The following is a 19242-nucleotide window of genomic DNA, read 5'->3' on the forward strand; positions in this document are numbered from 1 at the left end:
CGTGGAACCAAGGCCGCGATAGCGCCTTGAACCCGTTCCGTGCAAGGCTGCCACGGGCGGTGTCGGCGTGTGTCGGGGTGTATCCAGCCGTGCACCGCCCGGGCCGTCATCGTAGAGTCGAATCTGCCCGACGGAGGGCGTCGGGCGGGGACGGATCCTGGCGGGGATCCGGCCCCGTTTTTTTGCCCGTTGCCTCAATACCGGTAATTCAGCTTCATCCAGACGCTGCGCCCCGGCTCATTGATGCGCACCGGATCGGCGGGGAAGCCGAAGTCGGCGCTGCCGGCCAGATTCAGGTGCTCGCTGTAGGCACGGTCGAACAGGTTGTCGACACCCGCGCTGAGCTGCAACTGCGAACTGAAACGGTACGCGGCATTGAGCGCGAAGGTGGCAAAGCCAGCGCTCGGCCCGAGGTCCTGTGCGACGACATTGCCCTGGCCATCTGCTACACGATGCTGGTGGGTCACCGCGCGCAGCAGCGCACCGGCGCTCCAGCGCTGGCCTTCCCAGTTCGCACTCAGGCGCGCTTCCAGCGGCGGCATCTGCGGCAGCGGACGCTGCTGGTCGCGGTTCTCGCCCCAGGCATAGGCCAGCGTGCCGCCCAGCTTCCACTGTTCGGCCACGCTCACTTCCAGCCCCGCTTCGGCACCGGCAATGCGCGCATCGACGTTGCTGGCCTGGCTCATCCCCATCATGCCGCTGCCGTGGTAGGTGAACAGGATGTAGTCCTGGATCTGCCCGGCGTACGCCGAAACCCATGCCTGCACGCGCGGCCCCTTGTACTGCAGGCCGACGTCAAGCTGGGTCGTACGCTCGGGCTGGATGCCGGCAAACGCGTTCACCGCACCGGCCGGGCCGTGGTCGGGCGAGAACAGCTCCCAGTAGTCCGGCATGCGCTCACTGTGGCCGAGGCCGGCATACCAGGTCAGGCCATCGGCCAGGTCCTGCTCGTAGCGCAGGAAACCACTACCGAGCCATTCCTTGCGGCGCTGGCCTGCGGTCGGATTGGGCATGTTGCCCATCATCCCGCGGATCGACTGCCGCTCGTCGCGCACGCTGGCACGGTCGATGCGCAGGCCGCTGATCCAGCGCTGATCGGTGCCGGCACCGAGGGTCAACTCGGTGAACACGCCATAGCGACGGAAGTTGGCATCGGTCTCCCAGGCCGCCTGGCGATAGGTGCCGCGGCCCATGCCCATGCGGCCACGATGGCGGCTGTCTTCGCCATCCACACCCGCCACCAGCTGCACGTCCTGCCAGCGCCACTCGGAACTGACCCGGCCGCCCTGGGTACGGCGGTCCACGTTCGAGGCCATCGGCATCGGCATCATGCTGTTCGGGTTCGGCGTGCGCAGCGTGTAGTTGTCCATCACGTGATCGGCCTCGTTGTAGTACACGTTGGCCTGCACCGTGTCCCACGCCCCCGGCAGGTTGCGCTTCTCGAAGCGCGCGGCATAGCTGATGCGTTCGAACGCAGCCCCGTCCATGCCGCGTCCCGCGTAGCGTGCGATGGCATCACCGGCACCCGCAGAAATTTCCAGCAGGGTGTCGGCATCCGGCGTCCAGCCGATCGCCACGTCACCGTTCCACTTGCGCCACTTCGATGGCACCACATCGCCGTGGCCGTCCTTGTAGTCGTCGGCTTCGGAACGGTTGCCACTGGCGCGCACGTAACCGGTCGGGTTGCCCAGGGTCAGGTCCAGCACCTGGTCGTTGCGGTTGCGCGAACCGACCAGCGCACTGGCATCGGCACGCAGGCCCGGTTCCTCGAAGCGCGGTGTATCGCGCTCGAAGCGCACGGTGCCGGCCGAGGCACCGGCGCCCCAGCGCACGCTCTGCGGGCCCTTGATGATGGTCAATCGATCGAAGCTTTCCGGCGCGATGTAGGACAACGGATTGTCCATGCGCGACGGGCAGGCACCGATCAGGTTGCCGTCGTTGCTGAGGATGTTCAGGCGCGAACCGAACATGCCGCGCAGCACCGGGTCACCGTTGGTGCCGCCGTTGCGGATGGCGGAGAAACCGGGAACGGTCTTCAGGTAATCGGCGCCATCACTGGCGGGCACCGGCTGCCGCGGCAGGCGCGGGTCGGTCACCCAGTGCAGCGGCGAGGACGGTGCGGCGGCGGTCACCACCAGCGTGTCGAGGGTGCGCGCCTCTTCGGCGGGCGCGGCGTGGGCCACTGATGCGGCCACGGCCAGGCCGAGGGCAACCGGCAGGCGCGCACAGGCGCCCGCGGGGCGGGAAGTCATTTTCATTGGAACAGCTCCAAGTTACGCACGCGCGCACGGCGCCCGGTCAGGCGTCGTGTGGCAGATTCGGTAGGGACATCAGCGAACGATGGAGAAACGCGGCGGCCCGCGCGCGGCATGCGCCGGCCAGCGCAGCGCGGGCAGTACCTGCTGTGACCACGGGAATGCCAGCCGCGGCCGCCACAGCAGCGGCAACAGCAGCACCAGCACGGCCAGCCACGGCAGCAGGCGCATGGCCAGTACGCAGTATTCGCAGGCTTCGCCGTGCATGGCGTGGGGATCGACCGGGCGGTTGCGCTCTGCCGGCGCGCTGCCGTGCTGATCGTGCCCGGCCATGGCCATGTCGTGCATGTCATGGCCCATGGCAGCGTGGTCCATGCCTGCCATCGCGGCGTGGTCCATCGGCGACGCCTGCAGCGCGCGGCTGACCAGTGGCGCAAGCACCATCAGCAGCGTCGCCAGGACGGCGAGCTGGAGCAGAAGGCGCTGCGGGCGGGACAGGCGGGTCACCCCGCTAGTGTAGAGCCGGGTCCAGGGTTGCCCGTGCGACGAACCGTCGCAGGCATTTACGACACCCCGTCGCGGGGGTGTTCGGCAGGGCTGCGCCCTGCACCCGCCGAATCAACGTCAACGTCAAAAGCGGGCAATCCGTGGGATGGCGGGGTGGGTCCGGTTGCGGGGGACGCCGTAAATACGTCCATGTAGGCTCGGTCGCGCCCTCCATGGCGCTCACGCCCCCGCAACCGGCCCCACCCCGCCTTCGACAGATTCCTGCGGTCTGTTGGAACGGCTCTTGGGGTCAGATCCGTTTTCCTTCGGAAAACGGATCTGACCCCAGATGTATTTCGATATCTGACAGCTTCATCCACGGCATGGCGTGGATCTACCGTGTCGACCAAGGTCGACACCTACCAACAGCCATCGGAATCTGTCAGAGGTGGGGCGGTGTGGGCAGGCAGGACCGTTGGCGCCATGGATGGCGCCATCGAGCCCCCATGGATGGGTTTACGGCGTGTCCTGCCTGCCCACACCGCCCCGCCATCCCACGGAATGCCGCCTCTGCTGTTGCTGTTGCTTGCGCGCCGCAGCAGGTGCAGGGCTGCAAGCCCTGCTCGACCCACCTCACACCGTGATGGTCTGGGTCAGCGACTCCCAGGTCGGTGGCACCGGCCACGCGGCCACCTGGTTGCCATCCAGCACCCGCCGCAGGTCGCGCGGATCAATCTGCGGTGCCAGCACATGCACCAGCTCCAACGCGTAATCACGCAGCACGCGGTCGCGCGGCAGCACTGCCCATGCAATGCACTCGCTGATCGGGTCCGGCGCCGGCCACGATCTCAGGTCTTCGTCGTTGGAACTGACCGCCATTTCGGCCAGCAGGCCCACACCCAGGCCGGTACGCACATAGGTCTTGATCAGATCGGCATCAAGCGCGGTCAGTGCCAGATCCGGCACCAGCCCATTGGCGGCGAAGGCGCGCTGCAACGACGAATTCGGGCGGGTCGAGGATTCGTAGCTGATCAATGGTTGCCGGGCCAACGCGGCCAGGTCCGGTGCGCGTCCGGCGCGATCCAGCGGGTGGCCCTTGGGTACCACCACCAGCCGCCGCCAGCGGAACAGCGGCACGGCAATGCCATCGGTGGGCTCACCGCCAGCGGTGCTGATGATCGCAATGTCGGCATCACCCTGGTTCAAGCGATCCAGCGCGTCGGCTTCACCGGCCTGCTGCAGGTGCACGCTCACCTGCGGATACGCCTGCTTGATCGCCGCCACCGCCGGCGGCAGCACGAAGCGCGCCTGGGTGTGGGTGGTGGTCAGGATCAGCTGGCCCTGGCTCTCGCGCCGCTGGTTGGCCGCGTAGGTGCGGATGTTGTTGGCCTCGGCCAGCACCGCGCGGGCGCGGGCGATGACCTCGGTGCCGGCCGGGGTGACCGACTCCAGGCTGCGGCCCTTGCGCACGAACAACAGGAAACCCAGCTCGTCCTCCAGCTGCTTGAGCTGCTTGGACAGGCCGGGCTGGGTGGCGTGCACGCGCGAGGCGGCCAGCGTGATGTTCAGCTCGGCGTCGGCGATGGCAACCAGGTAGCGCAGCTGGGTCAGCGTCATGGGCAGGCAGGCGGCGTGGGGCGGAGGTCCACTCTAGGGTCAATTGCCGTCACCAGCTTATAACCAAAGGTTGTTTAAGAAAGGTATCTGGTCATTTCCGGGCGTCATATGCCGGCGCTACGGTCAGCCGGCAGCCGCTGGCCTGAACAGCCAGCCCTCCCCCTTCGCCCGCCGAAGCCCGGCGCGGCCCCGTTTCCGGAGCGCTTCCATGGCCCTGTACGACTCCATCCTCGATACCGTCGGCAACACCCCCATCGTCAAGCTGCAGCGTCTGGCACCGCCGCAGGTCAGCGTCTACGCCAAGGTCGAGTCGTTCAATCCGGGCGGCTCGGTGAAGGACCGCCTGGCGCTGGCGATCATCCTCGACGCCGAAGCGCGTGGCCTGCTCAAGCCGGGCGACACCATCGTGGAGGCCACCTCGGGCAACACCGGCGTGGCCCTGGCGATGGTCGCCGCCGCGCGCGGCTACAAGTTCGTCGCGACCATGGTCGAGACCTTCTCGGTCGAGCGCCGCAAGCTGATGCGTGCCTATGGTGCCAAGGTGATCCTGACCCCGGCCGCCGAGCGCGGCAGCGGCATGGTGCGCAAGGCGGCCGAACTGGCCGAACAGCACGGCTGGTTCCTGGCCAGCCAGTTCGCCAACCCGGCCAACCCGGCCTATCACCGCAACACCACCGCCGCGGAAATCCTGCGCGACTTCGCCGGCAAGCGGCTGGACTATTTCGTCAGCGGCTGGGGCACTGGCGGCACGCTCACCGGTGTTGGCGAAGTGCTGAAGGTCGCGCGCCCGCAGACCCGCATCATCGCCACCGAGCCGGCCGGCGCCGCCCTGCTCAAGGGCGATGACTGGAAGCCGCACAAGATCCAGGGCTGGACTCCGGACTTCGTGCCGGACGTGCTCAACCGCGATGTGGTGGACGAACTGGTCTCGGTCGAAGATGACCGCGCGATCGCCACCGCGCGCCGCCTGGCCGCCGAGGAAGGCATCTTCGTCGGCATCTCCGCCGGCGCCACCGTGGCCAGTGCGCTGGACGTGGCCGCGCGCGCTGAACCGGGCTCGGTGATCCTGGCGATGCTGCCGGACACCGGTGAACGCTATTTCTCCACGCCGCTGTTCGCCGATGTGAACGAAGGCTCCGACGACGACTGGCTGGCCGGCCTGCCGTGATGTACAGGGTCGGATCCCTTTCCCGTCGGGAAAGGGCTCTGACCCTGCCAGCTCACCATGGAACTCGGGGGTCAGAGCCTTTTCGCGCGGAAAAGGATCTGACCCCTTTCTGCTTCAGCCTGCGTGAAGGCGTCGCCCGCCATCGTGCGTGAAGGCCGTCGGATCGCAGCGCGTGAGACGGTCATGACGCAGTATCGATGCCCTGTCCCCTACCGTGGGAACAGCCGGCGCAGATGCTGCGCGGATCACCTCACAGGCAGGAGACGGACGCATGAAGATCGAGGTTTGGCAGGGCGACATCACGACCCTGGCGGTGGATGCGATCGTCAACGCGGCCAATGAAACACTGCTCGGTGGCGGCGGTGTCGACGGCGCGATCCATCGCGCAGCCGGCCCCGCACTGCTGGCCGAGTGCGAGCAGTTGCCGGAGCTGCGCCCGGGCGTGCGTTGCCCGACCGGCGAAGTGCGCGCCACCGCCGCCCACGCGTTGCCGGCGCGCCATGTGCTGCACACGGTGGGCCCGGTCTGGCACGACGGCCAGCGCGACGAACCGGCCTTGCTGGCCAACTGCTACTGGAAATCGCTGCAACTGGCCGAGTCGCTGGGCGTACAGTCGATCGCGTTCCCCGCGATCAGCTGCGGCGTGTATGGCTACCCGCTGTACCAGGCGGCGCAGATCGCAGTGACGGAAACACTGGCGTGGCAGCGCAGCCATGCACAACCGATGCGCATCGTGCTGGTGGCGTTCAATACCGCTACGGCCAAGGCCTACCAGCAGGCGTTGAGCGCCGCCGGGCAAAGCGCGGACAGCGAACCGCGCGTGTCGATGCTGCCGCCCCTGGGTGATGCAGGCTTTGCCGCCGCGCACTGAATCAGCGATGCGAGCAAAAGAAAAGGCCGGGCATTGCCCGGCCTTTTCCGTTGCACCATTGTCCTCATCCACGCGCGGCGTGGATCACGCTCAACGGCTGGCGGCTTCCACCGCGGCGGCGTCATCGGCCACGGCGGCCGCGTCGGCAGCCGCACGTGCCGCGGAGGCCGCAGCCCCATCGGCGCTGGCGCCATCCACCTGCACGCGCACTTCCACCATGCCCGCACCATTGTTCAGGCTGGACACGTCGACCGTGTAGTGACCGGCCGGCAGGGTCTCTTCCAGGCGCGAATTGGTACCGTTGCCACCGTCATCATCGGTCAGTTCGACATCGCCACCGACCACGCGCAGCACGGTATCGACCTGGCTGGAGATCGCATCCAGGCGCACATCGGCCGGGCGGTCCAGCGACAGCAGGAAGCGGCGGCGGCCATCGTTGTCGAGCATCGTGTACACACTGCCCGACTTCGGCAGCGCCGTGCCATCGCGCTCGACCAGATTACCGGGCAGCTCGATGCGGTTGGCCGACAGGGTGAACATGCCCGTGACACCGTCGCCGAGGCCACGCGCGGTCAGGGTGTACTTGCCCGGCTTCAGCGACAGGGTCAGGCGCGAGTTGGTGCTGTCGCCACCGTCGTCATTCTCGGCATCCACGCCCTGGCCCGACAGCTTCAGCACCGGATCGAAGACGTCCGACACCAGGCGGATCTCGTACAGGCCGGCCTTGTCCACCTGCAGGGTGTAGTCCTGGGAACCACCGGCCAGCATGTCGACGATCTCGCCACCACCCGCCAGCGGCCTGCCGTCATACGGCACCAGCTTCTCGGCGCGCAGGCGGTACGGACCGTAATCGGTCGAGCCGTTGGCGTTGACCGCCACCTGATAGGTGCCGCCACCGTTGGCACGGAAGGCCAGCGAGACATCGCCTTCGCGCTCGTAGCCGGTGTTGCTGCTGGCCACCAGGCTGCCGTTGCTGAACACGGCGATCGAGCCGCTCAGCGAACCGGTCAGTTTCAGCCCGACCAGCTGCTTGTCTTCCAGCTTGATCTGGTAGAGCTGGTGGTGGCTGCCGTCGTTGTAGTTGATGCCGCTGCGCGAGGTGATCTCGCCGGACACCGGCTTGTCGAAATCGAGTGACGCGGCCTTGCCCGCATCCGCGCCGCCGCCGATGCGGTTGCAACCGCCGGCGACCAGGACCGTGGCAACGGCCAGTGTGATTGCTGCCAAACGCATGTTGTTTCTCCTTGGCCTTCCATGTGGTTCCCGCATGCCGGCCGGGCACGTGGGGGCGGAAAAGATACCCGCAAAAGCAAACGCCGGCGTAAAGCCGGCGTTGCCCTGTTCATCCTGCAAGGGAACGGATCAACCGTTCCACTTGCCCAGCGCGGCCAGGCCGTTGTCCTTGGCGCGCTCGTACACGGTCTTCTGGGCGGCAGCGTAGTTGCCCTTCATGTCCTTGGCCCACAGCTTCAGCGCGGCCTGCTGCATGGCGCGGCCGTAGGAGAAGCTCAGCGGCCACGGCAGGTTGCCCAGCTGGTTCATCGCGTTCAGGTGCTCGGTGGACTGCTCGTCGCTCTGGCCACCGGACAGGAACACCACGCCCGGCAGGATCGCCGGCACGGTGCTCTTCAGGCACATCACGGTCGACTCGGCCACTTCCTCGACGTCGGCCTGCTCATCGCAGCCCTTGCCGGAGATGACCATCGAGGCCTTCAGGATGGTGCCTTCCAGCAGCACGTTCTGCTGGTACAGGGCATCGAACAGCGAACGCAGGGTGGCTTCGGTGACTTCGTAGCAGGTCTCGATGTCGTGGTCGCCGTCCATGATCACTTCCGGCTCGACCATCGGCACCAGGCCGCATTCCTGGCACAGCGCCGCATAGCGGGCCAGCGCGTGGGCGTTGGACTCGATGCAGGTACCCGACGGGATGCTCTCGCCGATGTTGATGACCGCACGCCACTTGGCGAAGCGCGCACCCAGCTTGTAGTACTCCTGCAGACGCTCGCGCAGGCCGTCGAGGCCTTCGGTGACCAGCTCGCCCGGGCAGCCGGCCAGCGGGTGCGCACCCTTGTCCACCTTGATGCCCGGAATCATGCCGTGGTCGGCCATGTACTTGGCGAACGGCACGCCGTCCTTGGTCGACTGGCGGATGGTTTCGTCGTACAGGATGGCGCCGGAAATGTGCTCGTTGAGCTTCGGCGTGGTCAGCAGCAGCTCGCGGTAGGCGCGACGGTTCTCCTCGGTGTTCTCGATACCGACGCCGGCGAAACGCTTGGCGATGGTAGCGGTGGATTCGTCGATCGCGATGATGCCCTTGCCCGGGGCGACCATGGCCTGGGCGGTTTCAGCCAGCTGTTCGATGCTCATGTATTTCCTGTGGCGGGTGCGGGAAAAACGTAAGTATAGCCCCGCTGCCCGTTGCCTCGCCGTGGAGGACAGGATGGAAACGCTTCCACGCTGGCGCAGGACAAAAGTTGTCCTGCGGCATGGGGCCGGAGCCCCTGCGGGGATCTGACCCTGGGGTCGGACCCGCAACGCGGCTCCGACCCCGGGCCAACACTACTTACAGATCGCCCAGGCCGCTGGCGCGGCCATCTTCGCCCACTTCCAGCAGGCGCAGGGTGTTGGTTGCACCCAGGGTCTCCATGTGCTCGCCGCTGGTGAACACGACACGGTCACCGGCCTGCAGCAGCTCGGATTCGACCAGCAGGCGGATGCTGCCGCGCGCGGCTTCGCGCGGGGTCAGGCCGCGGCTGTCGAAGTTGATCGGATAGACATCGCGCATCAGCGCCATCTGGCGACGCGCGCCGTCATGGCGGGTCACCGCGAACACCGGCGCCTTGGCGCGGAAACGCGACAGGTAGCGCGCGGTGCCGCCGGATTCGGTCATCGCCACGATCGCACGCACGCCCACGTGCTGCGACAGGAACATGGTAGCCATGGCAATCGCCTGGTCGGCACGTTCCAGGTTGCGCGGCGAGGCGTTGAAGTCGGTCTCGGTCTGGAACTGGCGCTCGGCCCCCAGGCAGATGCGCGCCATCGCTTCCACGGCCTTGACCGGATAGGCACCAGCGGCGGTTTCCGCCGACAGCATCACCGCATCGGTACCGTCGATGACCGAGTTGGCCACGTCCAGCACTTCGGCGCGGGTCGGGATCGGGCTTTCCACCATCGACTGCAGCATCTGCGTGGCGGTGATCACAACCTTGTTCTGCGCCAGCGAGGCCTTGATGATCTTCTTCTGCAGGCCCGGCAGCTCGGCATCGCCGATTTCCACGCCGAGGTCGCCACGGGCGACCATCACCACGTCGCTGGCCTCGACGATTTCTTCCAGGTTCTCGATCGCTTCGGTACGTTCGATCTTCGACACCAGCGCGGCATCGCAGCCGTGCGAACGGGCGATGTCACGCGCGTCGTTCATGTCCTGCGCGTTGCGGCAGAACGACACGGCAATGAAGTCGACGCCGATCTTGGCAACGATGCCGATCAGTTCCTTGTCGCGCTCGGTCAGCGCGCCCAGCGACAGGCCACCGCCCTGCTTGTTCAGGCCCTTGCGGTCGGACAGCACGCCATCGTTGAGCACGGTGTTGACGATGCGGTCGCCCTGCACTTCCACCACCTGCAACTGCATCAGGCCGTCGTCGAGCAGCAGCACATCACCCGGGCCCACGTCCTGCGGCAGGCCGAGGTAGCTCACGCCCACCTGGCTGGCCGTGCCCGGGCCGGCGTTCTCGCTGGCGATCAGGTCGAAGCGGTCGCCCGCCTTCAGTTGCACCTTGCCTTCGGCGAAGCGCTCGATGCGGATCTTCGGGCCCGGCAGGTCGGCCAGGATGCCCACTTCCACGCCCACGCGGGCCGCAGCAGCACGCACTTCGGCGGCACGCTTGGCCTGGCCGGACGGATCGCCATGGCTGAAGTTCAGGCGCACCACATTGACGCCGGCGCGGAACAGATCCTCCAGCACGCCCGGCGGATCAGTGGCCGGACCGAGGGTGGCAAGGATCTTGGTGCGACGCTGACGCTCGAACATGGTGGATGGGCCTCTCCCGTTAAAGAACGGAAATTAGCACATCCTTCACGCCGCATGTATACGGTTACAGCCTTGTGCTGCCTGACTCCGCGGGTCATGGAACGGACATGGTCCGGACATACGCTGGCGCAGGGAGTTCGGTAGAGCCGAGCCCATGCTCGGCTCTACAGGGGACTAGGCCAGCAGCGTTTCCAGCTGTACCGGCTCACGGGCGAGCTGGCCAGCACCGGCGGCAGTGAGTTCCTCCTCACCACCAAAGCCCCACAGCACGCCGACGCTGCGCAGGCCGTGATGGCGCGCGCCTTCGATGTCCATGCGGCGGTCGCCGATCATCCAGCACTGCGCAGGCTGCACCTGCAACCGACGCAATGCTTCGCCGACCAGTTCCGGCTTGTGGCTGCGCGAGCCATCCAGGGTCGAACCAACGATCTCCTCAAACAGCCCGCCGAACGGCAGGTGGGCGAGGATGCGACGCGCGTGCGGCTCGTTCTTGGCAGTGACCACCGCCAGGCGGTGGCCACGGCCATGCAACGTGCGCAGGGTGTCTTCCACCTGCGGGTACACCGTGTGCTCGCGCCAGCCTTCGGCGTCGAAGCGTTCACGGTAGTAGCCCACCGCCTGTTCCACCCGCGCCGGTTCGACGAACAGCGGCGCGAAGGTGGTGCGCAGCGATGGACCGATCCAGCCCAGCAGCGTTTCCTGCGGCGGCACCGGATGGTCCATCTTCTGCAGCGCATAGGCGATGCAGGCGGTGATGCCCACCTGCGAATCGATCAGCGTGCCGTCGAGGTCGAAGAACAGGACATCCTTGCTGCGGTCGGCACTCATGCGCCGCGCGCGTCGAGCGCGGCGACGGCCGGCAGGGTCTTGCCTTCCAGGAACTCCAGGAACGCACCACCGCCGGTGGAGATGTAGCTGACCTGCTTGGCGATATCGAACTTGTCCACCGCCGCCAGGGTGTCACCACCGCCGGCGATGGAGAATGCCGGCGAGCTGGCGATGGCGCGGGCCAGCGCTTCGGTGCCCTTGCTGAAGGCTTCGAACTCGAACACGCCGACCGGGCCGTTCCAGACCACGGTGCCGGCCTTCCCGATCAGCTGCGCGTACTGCGCAGCGGTCTGCGGGCCGATGTCCAGGATCAGATCGTCCTCGGCGACGGCGTCGACCGCCTTCACTTCGGCAACAGCATCCGGCATGAACTGCTTGGCGGTGACCACGTCGACCGGCAGCGGGATATCGGCGCCACGCGCCTTGGCGTCGGCCACGATCTTCTTCGCGGTGTCCAGCAGGTCCGGCTCGTACAGCGACTTGCCGACCTTGTAGCCGGCGGCAGCGATGAAGGTGTTGGCGATGCCACCACCGACGATCAGCTGGTCGACCTTGCCGACCAGGTTGGCCAGCAGTTCCAGCTTGGTGCTGACCTTGCTGCCGGCGACGATGGCCAGCAGCGGCTTGGCCGGTGCGTCCAACGCCTGCGCCAGCGCGTCCAGCTCGGCCATCAGCAGCGGGCCACCGGCCGCCACCGGGGCGAAGCGGATGACGCCATGGGTCGAGGCCTGCGCGCGGTGTGCGGTACCGAAGGCATCCATCACGAACACATCGCACAGGGCGGCGTACTTCTTCGACAGGGCTTCGTCGTCCTTGCCCTCGCCGACATTCATGCGGCAGTTTTCCAGCAGCACCAACTGGCCCGGCTGCACGTCGACACCGTCAACCCAGTCACGCACCAGCGGAACCTCGCGGCCCAGCAGCTCGGACAGGCGCTGCGCGACCGGCGCCAGCGAGTCGGCCTCGCTCCACACGCCTTCCTTCGGGCGCCCCAGGTGCGAGGTGACCATCACCGCCGCACCCTGCTCCAGCGCGCGCTTGAGCGTCGGGAGCGAAGCGGTGATGCGCTGTTCGGAGGTGATGCGGCCATTCTCGATCGGCACGTTCAGATCCTGGCGGATCAGCACGCGCTTGCCGGAGAGGTCGAGGTCGGTCATGCGGACGATGGACATGGGCAACTCTTTGGCTCAGGGACGGGATGCCGGGTACGGCAGACGGCCATTGTATCGCGGGTGGTGGGAGGGCCGATGCCTGCGGCAGGCAGAGGCGCACAGCAACTGCAACAGCAACTGCAACGGCAACGGCCAAAGCGCTGGCGCTTCGTGATGCTGGGGCTGGGCCGGGGTGGTGTGGGCTGGCAGGGGACGCCGTGAATCCGTCCTTGGAGGCTTGGCAGCCGCATCCATGCGGCTGACACCCCTGCCAGCCCACACCACCCCGGCCTCGACAGGTTCATGTGGCGGAGCGGATGGCAAAGGCAGAAGCGGTTTCTGATGTCGGTTGGAAAAGGAAGGGGTCAGATCCGTTTTCCTGCGGAAAACGGATCTGACCCCGAGGGCCGTCGAGCGAAGCGACCCGCTTCCGCTCTTGCTCTTCTTCTTTCTCTTCCGTGGATGGACGCACACGGAAACTGTCAGAGGCCGGGCGGGGTGGGTTCGCGGCGTCCCCCGCGAACCCACCCCGCCCGGCCAAACGCGGCTTTTGCTTTTGCTTTACACGGCCACCCACGAGGGGCTGCGCCGTTCGCTGGAACCTATTCCGAAGGCGCAGGCTTCTGCCGAAGCAGGCTGAGCGCCAGCCCACCCACCACCAGCACGCCCAGCCCCAGCAGCGCCCACAGCAACCACGCCTTCCAATCGTGCTGCGGCTTCAGCGCCGCATCGCCCGCCAGCGGTTCCGGGCTGCCTTCCAGTCGCGCCAGCGTCGGCTGCCACGACGGATCATTGCGCTGCCGCAGCTCTTCGATCAGCACCCCGATCGGCGCGTCCGTGCGGTGTGCGGTCGCGCTACCCACCGCCAGTGCGTAGGGCGCTGCCCCCTGGCTCAGGAACACCAGCACTTCCGGCTGGTAGCCCAGGCGCAGTGTCGGCGCGGTGGCGGTTTCCGCCGGATTCGCCACCAGCTTCCAGTAGCGGTCGCGGTGCACGCCGCCCAGCGGCTGCGCCGCCGACTGCTGGCGCTGGCCCTGCGTGCCCTGCTGCACCTGGTAGGCGATCCACGGCGCGCTGCGGCGCTGCCACTCCGCACTCTCATCATCGCGGCTGAACAGCGTCCATTGCACCAGGCTGTTGTCGGTGCTGGCCACATCGGCGCGCGCCACCGGGAACCGGCCATCCATCTCGAAGGTGTACTCGCCCTTGCCCTTCGACGTCGGCTCCAGCGACAGCCATTCCCACGGCAGCGTCGCCGGCGCTGGCGGCAATTCCGCCAGTACGCCACGCAGGGTCGGCAGGCGCGAATCGCCCTGCGCCAGGATACGCAGGTAGCGTGCAGTGCCGTCCACCTGCAGGCGGCGCTGCAGCAGGCGCTTGCCGGCGCGCTGCAGATCCACCAGGGGCACGTCGCTGCCAATCGAGCGCCAGTGCTGCAGGTCTTCGCTGGCGTCCAGCTGCACCTGTGCCTGCAGTGGCTGGCCGCTGTCGGCCCAGTCCAGCACCAGCGCTGCCAACGGCTGCTGGTCGAGCATGCTGGCGTCGATCAGCCAACCGCCCTGCCCGTTCGCCACCGCCCCACCACTCACCCGTGCCTCGACCCGGCGCACGCGGCCGTCGGTATCGCGCTCGGTCAGCAGCTGCAGGTCGTTGCGCTGGGCATCGGCCAGCGGCGGCAATGCGAACCACGGCAGTTCACGCTGCACCGGCGGTTGCGCCAGCGGCTGGTCCGGTGCCAGCAGTGCCGACGGCAACAACTGGCTGGCCGCATTGAACACCTGCAGATCGCTGAGGTCGGGGCTCACGGCACGGCGGTAGATCGCCGGCTCCAGCACGATGCGGTAAGCGCCGGACTGCGCGCTGGACAACGTCAGCGGCCATTGCTCGGCATATTGCGTGCGGTAGTCGGCCGCCTGCACCACGACGGCGGCCAGCATGCCGAACATCGCCGGCAGCAGCGCCCTGCTCCACTTCCTCATTGTTTTTCCTCCACGGACGGCGCCGCGCTCGGCGGTGCCGGTGCCAGATAACCCACGACCGTGCACAGCAGGCCGTAGGCGATGAACGATGCGATGCCGAGCAGATTGCCCAGGTGCTGGCGATCGACAACAACCAGCTTGGCCAGCACCACACCCATCAGCACGGCACCGACCATCCACAACACACGCTGGCCACGACGCGAACCCCACACCCAGGCAATCACGCCCAGCACGCTCCACAACACGGTCAGGCTGGTCTGCGCCAGGCTGAAGCGCATCATCGACGCGTTCCAGGTCAGCCCCCCCCACTGGTGCACGCCATGCAGCACCAGGCTGGTCAGTGCGACGAAGGCCGCCAGTGCCAGCAGCGGCATGCGGATGTTCAGCAATGCCTGCGGCGCCTGTGGTCGCTGATCGCCGTACAGCCAGCGCGCCAGCAGAAGCAGGCTCAACCACTGGCCGATCTCGGCCGGATTCAGCACCGGCAGCCACAACAGCGGCGCGGCGTCGCCCGGCAGCAGCTGGCCGAACAACCATCCGATCGACAACAGGCCGAACAGCACGCATTGCAGCGGCACGCGCACGCTGTCGAAGGCCTGCCCCAGCGGCCAGCGCAGCGCGTTCCAGCGCCACAGCGACAGCGCCGCCATCAGCAGCCACGGCAAGGTCACCAGCAGGGTGGTCCAGCCCTGCGCCAGATCGGCTTCGCCACCGCCCCACAGGGCCAGCAGCGAAAGCAGCGACGGCCACAGCAGCCACCACAGGAACTGCGCGATGCGGGCCACGGTGTCACCGCCCTTGCGCAGGCACAGCAGGGTACGCACGCCCAGCACCGCGAACACCGCCCAGGCCAGCGCGCCGTAGCCGGCGAACGGCTGGTGGTGCGCATCGCTCTGCATCAGCGCCAGCGGGAAGCCCAGCGCGAGCATGGCCAGTGCGGTCACGCCCAGCGCACGCGCCGGCTGGCGACGCTGCACTTCGGCGGCCAGCCAGGCAGTGACCGCAGCCAGCACCAGCAACGCGTCCACTTCGGTGCGGTAGGGGAAGAAGCGGGTGATCTCATGGACCAGGCCGCCCAACCACCACAGCAGGCCCCACAGGTAATACACCAGTGCGACCTCATGACGCGGCCTGCGCTGATAGCTCCACGCCGACGCGAAGCCGGCCAGGGCCAGCAACAGCGCGCCAATGGCGGTCGGGTTGATCAGGAAGCGCAGGTCTTCGTGCCAGTGGTCACCGCCGGCAACGAAGGCGAATGCGGCGCCGATCTGCAGCAACGCGCCGGACACCTGCGGCAGCCAGCGCTTCTGGCGCAGCCCCAACCAGGCCAGGCCTGCACCTTCCAGTGCAAACACGGCACCGGTGGCGCGCGCCGACAGTGCCAGCGGCACCGCCAGCGTGGCGAAGCCCACCGCAAGCACGGCATGCGATTGCGCCAGCATGGTGTACGACGCACGTGCGATCAGTGCCCGCGCCAGTACCGCGTAGATCGCGGCCAGGCCCAGCGCGCACAGTGCCAGCGTCATCGGCTGCTCGTGCAGCATGCCCGCCTGCAGCGAGAACGCGACCAGCGGCGTGCCGAACACCAGGCTGCCATCGATCAGTTCGCGCCGGCCGGCCGGCTGGCGGCGCGCGTACAGCAGCGGAATCAACAGGTAGAACACGAAGAACAGCACCAGGAACGGCTCGGTGCTGCTGAACTTGTCCGGTGCGTATTGCAGCACGCCCCAGAAGGTGCCGATGCCGAAGGTGAAGGCGAAGCCCAGCAGGTTCAGCGCGCGCCATGGACGGAACCAGGCGATGGCGAAGATGCCCGCGTTGAGCACGGCGTAATAGCTGAACAGCCCCACGTGGTTGCCACTGCCGGTGGACAGCCACAGCGGTGCCATGAAGCCGGCCAGGATGCCCAGCACGGCCAGCGTGCGCGAGTTCTGCACCACCGCCAGCACACACAGCCCGGCCACCAGTGCAATGGAGCTGACGAAGGCAAAGCCCGGGGGAATCAGGTCGAAGCGCTTGAAGGCCGCGAAGATGGTCAGCAGCAGCACGCCGACGGCACCGCCCTGCAACGCCAGCGCAAACAGGCGCCGGCGCTCGCGCTGGTGCCAGCCGAAGGCCAGCAGGCCCAGCGCACCCACGGTGATACCGGCCATGCGCAGCTCGATCGGCAACACCAGCCAGCCCTGGTCGCTGACGTACTTCAGCAGTGCCGCGACACCGGCCAGCAGCACCAGCATGCCGATCTTGACCGGCACGTTGCCTTCGGTAAACCAGCGCTTGACCGCACCGATGCCGCGCTCGATGACGTTGGGCAGTGCCGGTTCGGAAGGCAGCGGCGGCTGCACCGGAACGGGTGGTACCGGCGGTGGCGCAGCAGGTCGGGGAACAGGCGCCTCGGTCGGCGCTGCGTCGCGCACCGGTGGCTGCGGGGGTTGCGGCGCAGCAGCGGCGACCGGCCGCAGGAACGGTGGATCGGCGCCGGCCGCAGGCGTGGCCACAGGCCGTTCAGGCGCGGGCGCGGTAGCGGCCGGCCTGGCGGTGGCAGGCGCGGCGGCCATGGCGCTTTCCAGCGCAGCGACGCGGCGGCGCAGGCCGGCGATCATCACCAGCGCCACCACCAGCAGCAGCGGGATGGCCAACAGGACCAGTACGACCAGGGCGATCAGTGCTTCCATTGCGTGCTTCCATTGCGTTCCCGCGCCCCAGCGGCAGCGGTCGACCGCCCCATGCTACGACAGGGTGGGTCCCATAAACGACGAACCCCGGCCAAGCCGGGGTCCGTCTGCGATCTTCGCCAGTCTTACTTGGCGGCGATGACCTTGGCCATTTCCAGGCACTTGTTCGAGTAGCCCCACTCGTTGTCGTACCAGGTCACCAGCTTGACGAAGGTACCGTCCAGGGCGATGCCGGCATCGGCGTCGAACACCGAGGTGCAGGTTTCGCCGCGGAAATCGGTGGCCACGACCTTGTCTTCGGTGTAGCCCAGGATGCCCTTCAGCGGGCCTTCGCTCTGTGCCTTCACTTCAGCGCAGATCTCGGCGTAGGTGGCTTCCTTTTCCAGCTCGACGGTCAGGTCGACCACCGACACGTCCGAGGTCGGGACGCGGAAGCTCATGCCGGTCAGCTTCTTGTTCAGTTCCGGGATGACCACGCCGACGGCCTTGGCCGCACCGGTGGACGAGGGAATGATGTTTTCCAGGATGCCACGGCCGCCGCGCCAATCCTTGTTGGACGGGCCATCGACGGTCTTCTGGGTGGCAGTGGCCGCGTGCACGGTGGTCATCAGGCCGCGCTTGATGCCCCACTTGTCGTTGATGACCTTGGCCAGCGGGGCCAGGCAGTTGGTGGTGCACGAGGCGTTGGAGATGATCGCCTGGCCGGCGTAGGTCTTGTCGTTCACGCCGTACACGAACATCGGCGTGTCGTCCTTCGACGGAGCCGACATGATGACCTTCTTGGCGCCGGCATCGATGTGCTTCTGCGCGGTTTCCTTGGTCAGGAACAGGCCGGTGGCTTCCAGCACCACGTCGGCGCCGACTTCGTCCCACTTCAGGTTGGCCGGGTCGCGTTCCTGGGTCAGGCGGATCTTCTTGCCGTTGACCAGCAGGTCGTTGCCCTGCACCGCCACGTCGGCCTTGAAGCGGCCGTGCACGGAGTCGTACTTGAGCATGTACGCCAGATAGTCCGGCTCCAGCAGATCGTTGATGGCCACGATTTCGATGTCGTCGCCGAAGTTCAGCACCGCCGAGCGCAGGACGTTACGCCCGATGCGACCGAAACCGTTGATACCAACCTTGATTGCCATGTTCTCAAGCTCCTGCGGCCGCGACAGGTGCGGCGGGATGGATAGGGCCCACAAGTCTAGCAAACCGGGGCTGGCCACCGTGGGCCGGCCGGGGCCGGCAGCAGGCCGGCGGACAGGATTTGATCCGGATCAAAGCGTTAGCGCGGCGTGAGGCCGACACTGGCCCCATCCACCCAGCAACGAGAACACCCCCATGCGCAAGAGCTCCCCCCTGATCGTGGCCAGCCTGGCCGCCGCCCTGTCGCTCGCCGCCGCCCCGGCCATGGCCCAGTCCAAGGGCGACTGGACCGTCTCGGCCGGCGTACACCAGGTCGCGCCGAAGTCGAACAACGGCTGGCTGGCCGGCGGCACCCTGAAGGTCGACGTCGACAATGACGTCAAGCCGACCATCACCGGCGAGTACTTCATTGCCGACAACCTGGGTATCGAAGTGCTGGCCGCGCTGCCGTTCAAGCACGACATCAACATCAATGGCCTGGGCCGCGTCGGCAGCACCAAGCAGCTGCCGCCGGTGGTGACCCTGCAGTACCACTTCAACAGCAAGGGCAAGGTGTCGCCGTTTGTGGGCGCGGGTGTGAACTACACGACCTTCTTCAGCGAAGACACCACCGGTGCGCTGGCTGGCAGCAAGCTGAAGCTGCAGGATTCGTGGGGCCTGGCCGCACACGCCGGCGTGGACTTCGCGATCGGCGAGAAGGGCGCACTGCGCGTGGACATGCGCTGGATCGACATCGACAGCAAGGTGAAGTTGAACGGCGAGAAGATCGGCACGGTCAACATCGATCCGCTGGTCTACGGCGCGTCGTACGTCTTCAAGTTCTAAGCGGTGTGTTGAGTGCGGGGGCTTCGCCCCCGCTCCCCCGCTACCAGCAAAACCCTCGCAGCATGTTGCCCCGGTGATTGCCGGGGCTTTTTTTTGTTGCTGGGACTGAAGCGGTTCCGGAGCTGGGGCGAGGCGGGGAGCAGAGCCGGGACACGCCGCCCCTCCCGCTGTGCTCCCACTTCGGAACAGGAACGCGCCGCTCCTCAATCCACCTACCCCGCTAGAATGT

At 67.3% G+C, this 19242-nt stretch carries 14 protein-coding genes; 3 read left to right on the forward strand and 11 right to left on the reverse strand.

Annotation, left to right across the window (positions count from 1 at the left end):
• Positions 1-194: 194 nt before the first annotated feature.
• The 3 genes from DFO63_RS07675 to DFO63_RS07690 form a co-directional block, all read right to left on the reverse strand.
• On the reverse strand, positions 195-2258 hold the full coding sequence (locus DFO63_RS07675; RefSeq protein ID WP_049442691.1) for a TonB-dependent copper receptor: 2064 nt from the start codon (positions 2256-2258) through the stop codon (positions 195-197).
• Between the two features lie 72 nt (positions 2259-2330).
• Complete coding sequence (locus DFO63_RS07680; RefSeq protein ID WP_049442692.1) at positions 2331-2762, reverse strand: DUF2946 domain-containing protein; 432 nt, start codon at positions 2760-2762, stop codon at positions 2331-2333.
• A gap of 612 nt (positions 2763-3374) precedes the next feature.
• The gene (locus DFO63_RS07690) at positions 3375-4358 is read right to left on the reverse strand and encodes a LysR family transcriptional regulator (protein ID WP_101765999.1); all 984 of its coding nucleotides are present in this window, start codon (positions 4356-4358) and stop codon (positions 3375-3377) included.
• A 208-nt stretch (positions 4359-4566) separates the two neighbouring features.
• Between DFO63_RS07690 and cysK the strand changes: the two genes are divergently transcribed.
• Together cysK and DFO63_RS07700 are read left to right on the forward strand one after the other, a co-directional pair.
• Positions 4567-5526, forward strand: coding sequence for a cysteine synthase A (gene cysK / locus DFO63_RS07695; RefSeq protein WP_046432270.1), 960 nt, complete (start codon positions 4567-4569; stop codon positions 5524-5526).
• A gap of 271 nt (positions 5527-5797) precedes the next feature.
• A complete protein-coding gene (locus DFO63_RS07700; RefSeq protein ID WP_014038294.1) occupies positions 5798-6397 on the forward strand; it encodes an O-acetyl-ADP-ribose deacetylase in 600 nt (199 codons plus the stop codon).
• Positions 6398-6487: 90 nt separating this feature from the next.
• On the opposite strand, the gene DFO63_RS07705 is transcribed toward DFO63_RS07700, so the two are convergent.
• The 8 genes from DFO63_RS07705 to gap all read right to left on the reverse strand — a co-directional run bounded on the left by DFO63_RS07705 (position 6488) and on the right by gap (position 18190).
• The gene (locus DFO63_RS07705) at positions 6488-7630 is read right to left on the reverse strand and encodes a hypothetical protein (RefSeq protein WP_049442694.1); all 1143 of its coding nucleotides are present in this window, start codon (positions 7628-7630) and stop codon (positions 6488-6490) included.
• A gap of 129 nt (positions 7631-7759) precedes the next feature.
• Entirely contained in the window at positions 7760-8764 is a 1005-nt protein-coding gene (locus DFO63_RS07710) for a class I fructose-bisphosphate aldolase (protein WP_006465625.1), read from the reverse strand.
• A gap of 196 nt (positions 8765-8960) precedes the next feature.
• Complete coding sequence (gene pyk / locus DFO63_RS07715; RefSeq protein WP_049442695.1) at positions 8961-10427, reverse strand: pyruvate kinase; 1467 nt, start codon at positions 10425-10427, stop codon at positions 8961-8963.
• Between the two features lie 174 nt (positions 10428-10601).
• Positions 10602-11255, reverse strand: coding sequence for an HAD hydrolase-like protein (locus DFO63_RS07720; protein WP_014038298.1), 654 nt, complete (start codon positions 11253-11255; stop codon positions 10602-10604).
• Positions 11252-12427, reverse strand: coding sequence for a phosphoglycerate kinase (locus tag DFO63_RS07725; protein WP_049442696.1), 1176 nt, complete (start codon positions 12425-12427; stop codon positions 11252-11254). Before DFO63_RS07725 ends, DFO63_RS07720 begins: the two co-directional genes overlap by 4 nt.
• A 581-nt stretch (positions 12428-13008) precedes the next feature.
• The gene (locus DFO63_RS07730) at positions 13009-14385 is read right to left on the reverse strand and encodes a DUF3999 domain-containing protein (RefSeq protein ID WP_119006723.1); all 1377 of its coding nucleotides are present in this window, start codon (positions 14383-14385) and stop codon (positions 13009-13011) included.
• The gene (locus DFO63_RS07735; RefSeq protein WP_119006724.1) at positions 14382-17060 is read right to left on the reverse strand and encodes a DUF2339 domain-containing protein; all 2679 of its coding nucleotides are present in this window, start codon (positions 17058-17060) and stop codon (positions 14382-14384) included. The genes DFO63_RS07730 and DFO63_RS07735 overlap by 4 nt, the downstream gene beginning before the upstream one ends.
• Before the next feature lie 125 nt (positions 17061-17185).
• Positions 17186-18190 carry a type I glyceraldehyde-3-phosphate dehydrogenase gene (gap, locus tag DFO63_RS07740; RefSeq protein ID WP_005414333.1) on the reverse strand — a complete coding sequence of 335 codons (1005 nt, stop codon included), beginning with the start codon at positions 18188-18190 and terminating at the stop codon, positions 17186-17188.
• Between the two features lie 193 nt (positions 18191-18383).
• Here gap and DFO63_RS07745 point away from each other — a divergent pair, with 193 nt between their 5' ends.
• The gene (locus DFO63_RS07745; RefSeq protein WP_049442699.1) at positions 18384-19013 is read left to right on the forward strand and encodes an OmpW family outer membrane protein; all 630 of its coding nucleotides are present in this window, start codon (positions 18384-18386) and stop codon (positions 19011-19013) included.
• The last annotated feature ends 229 nt before the right edge of the window (positions 19014-19242 follow it).

The sequence above is a fragment of the Stenotrophomonas sp. AG209 genome, from assembly GCF_003550055.1.
Classification (GTDB): Bacteria; Pseudomonadota; Gammaproteobacteria; order Xanthomonadales; family Xanthomonadaceae; genus Stenotrophomonas.

What these genes read in the sequence shown, in the direction of transcription:
- DFO63_RS07675 (WP_049442691.1), bottom strand. Translation starts at nt 2,258, where the DNA reads ATGAAAATGACTTCCCGCCCCGCGGGCGCCTGTGCGCGCCTGCCGGTT.
- DFO63_RS07690 (WP_101765999.1), bottom strand. Translation starts at nt 4,358, where the DNA reads ATGACGCTGACCCAGCTGCGCTACCTGGTTGCCATCGCCGACGCCGAG.
- cysK (WP_046432270.1), top strand. Translation starts at nt 4,567, where the DNA reads ATGGCCCTGTACGACTCCATCCTCGATACCGTCGGCAACACCCCCATC.
- DFO63_RS07700 (WP_014038294.1), top strand. Translation starts at nt 5,798, where the DNA reads ATGAAGATCGAGGTTTGGCAGGGCGACATCACGACCCTGGCGGTGGAT.
- DFO63_RS07705 (WP_049442694.1), bottom strand. Translation starts at nt 7,630, where the DNA reads ATGCGTTTGGCAGCAATCACACTGGCCGTTGCCACGGTCCTGGTCGCC.
- DFO63_RS07710 (WP_006465625.1), bottom strand. Translation starts at nt 8,764, where the DNA reads ATGAGCATCGAACAGCTGGCTGAAACCGCCCAGGCCATGGTCGCCCCG.
- pyk (WP_049442695.1), bottom strand. Translation starts at nt 10,427, where the DNA reads ATGTTCGAGCGTCAGCGTCGCACCAAGATCCTTGCCACCCTCGGTCCG.
- DFO63_RS07720 (WP_014038298.1), bottom strand. Translation starts at nt 11,255, where the DNA reads ATGAGTGCCGACCGCAGCAAGGATGTCCTGTTCTTCGACCTCGACGGC.
- DFO63_RS07725 (WP_049442696.1), bottom strand. Translation starts at nt 12,427, where the DNA reads ATGTCCATCGTCCGCATGACCGACCTCGACCTCTCCGGCAAGCGCGTG.
- DFO63_RS07730 (WP_119006723.1), bottom strand. Translation starts at nt 14,385, where the DNA reads ATGAGGAAGTGGAGCAGGGCGCTGCTGCCGGCGATGTTCGGCATGCTG.
- DFO63_RS07735 (WP_119006724.1), bottom strand. Translation starts at nt 17,060, where the DNA reads ATGGAAGCACTGATCGCCCTGGTCGTACTGGTCCTGTTGGCCATCCCG.
- gap (WP_005414333.1), bottom strand. Translation starts at nt 18,190, where the DNA reads ATGGCAATCAAGGTTGGTATCAACGGTTTCGGTCGCATCGGGCGTAAC.
- DFO63_RS07745 (WP_049442699.1), top strand. Translation starts at nt 18,384, where the DNA reads ATGCGCAAGAGCTCCCCCCTGATCGTGGCCAGCCTGGCCGCCGCCCTG.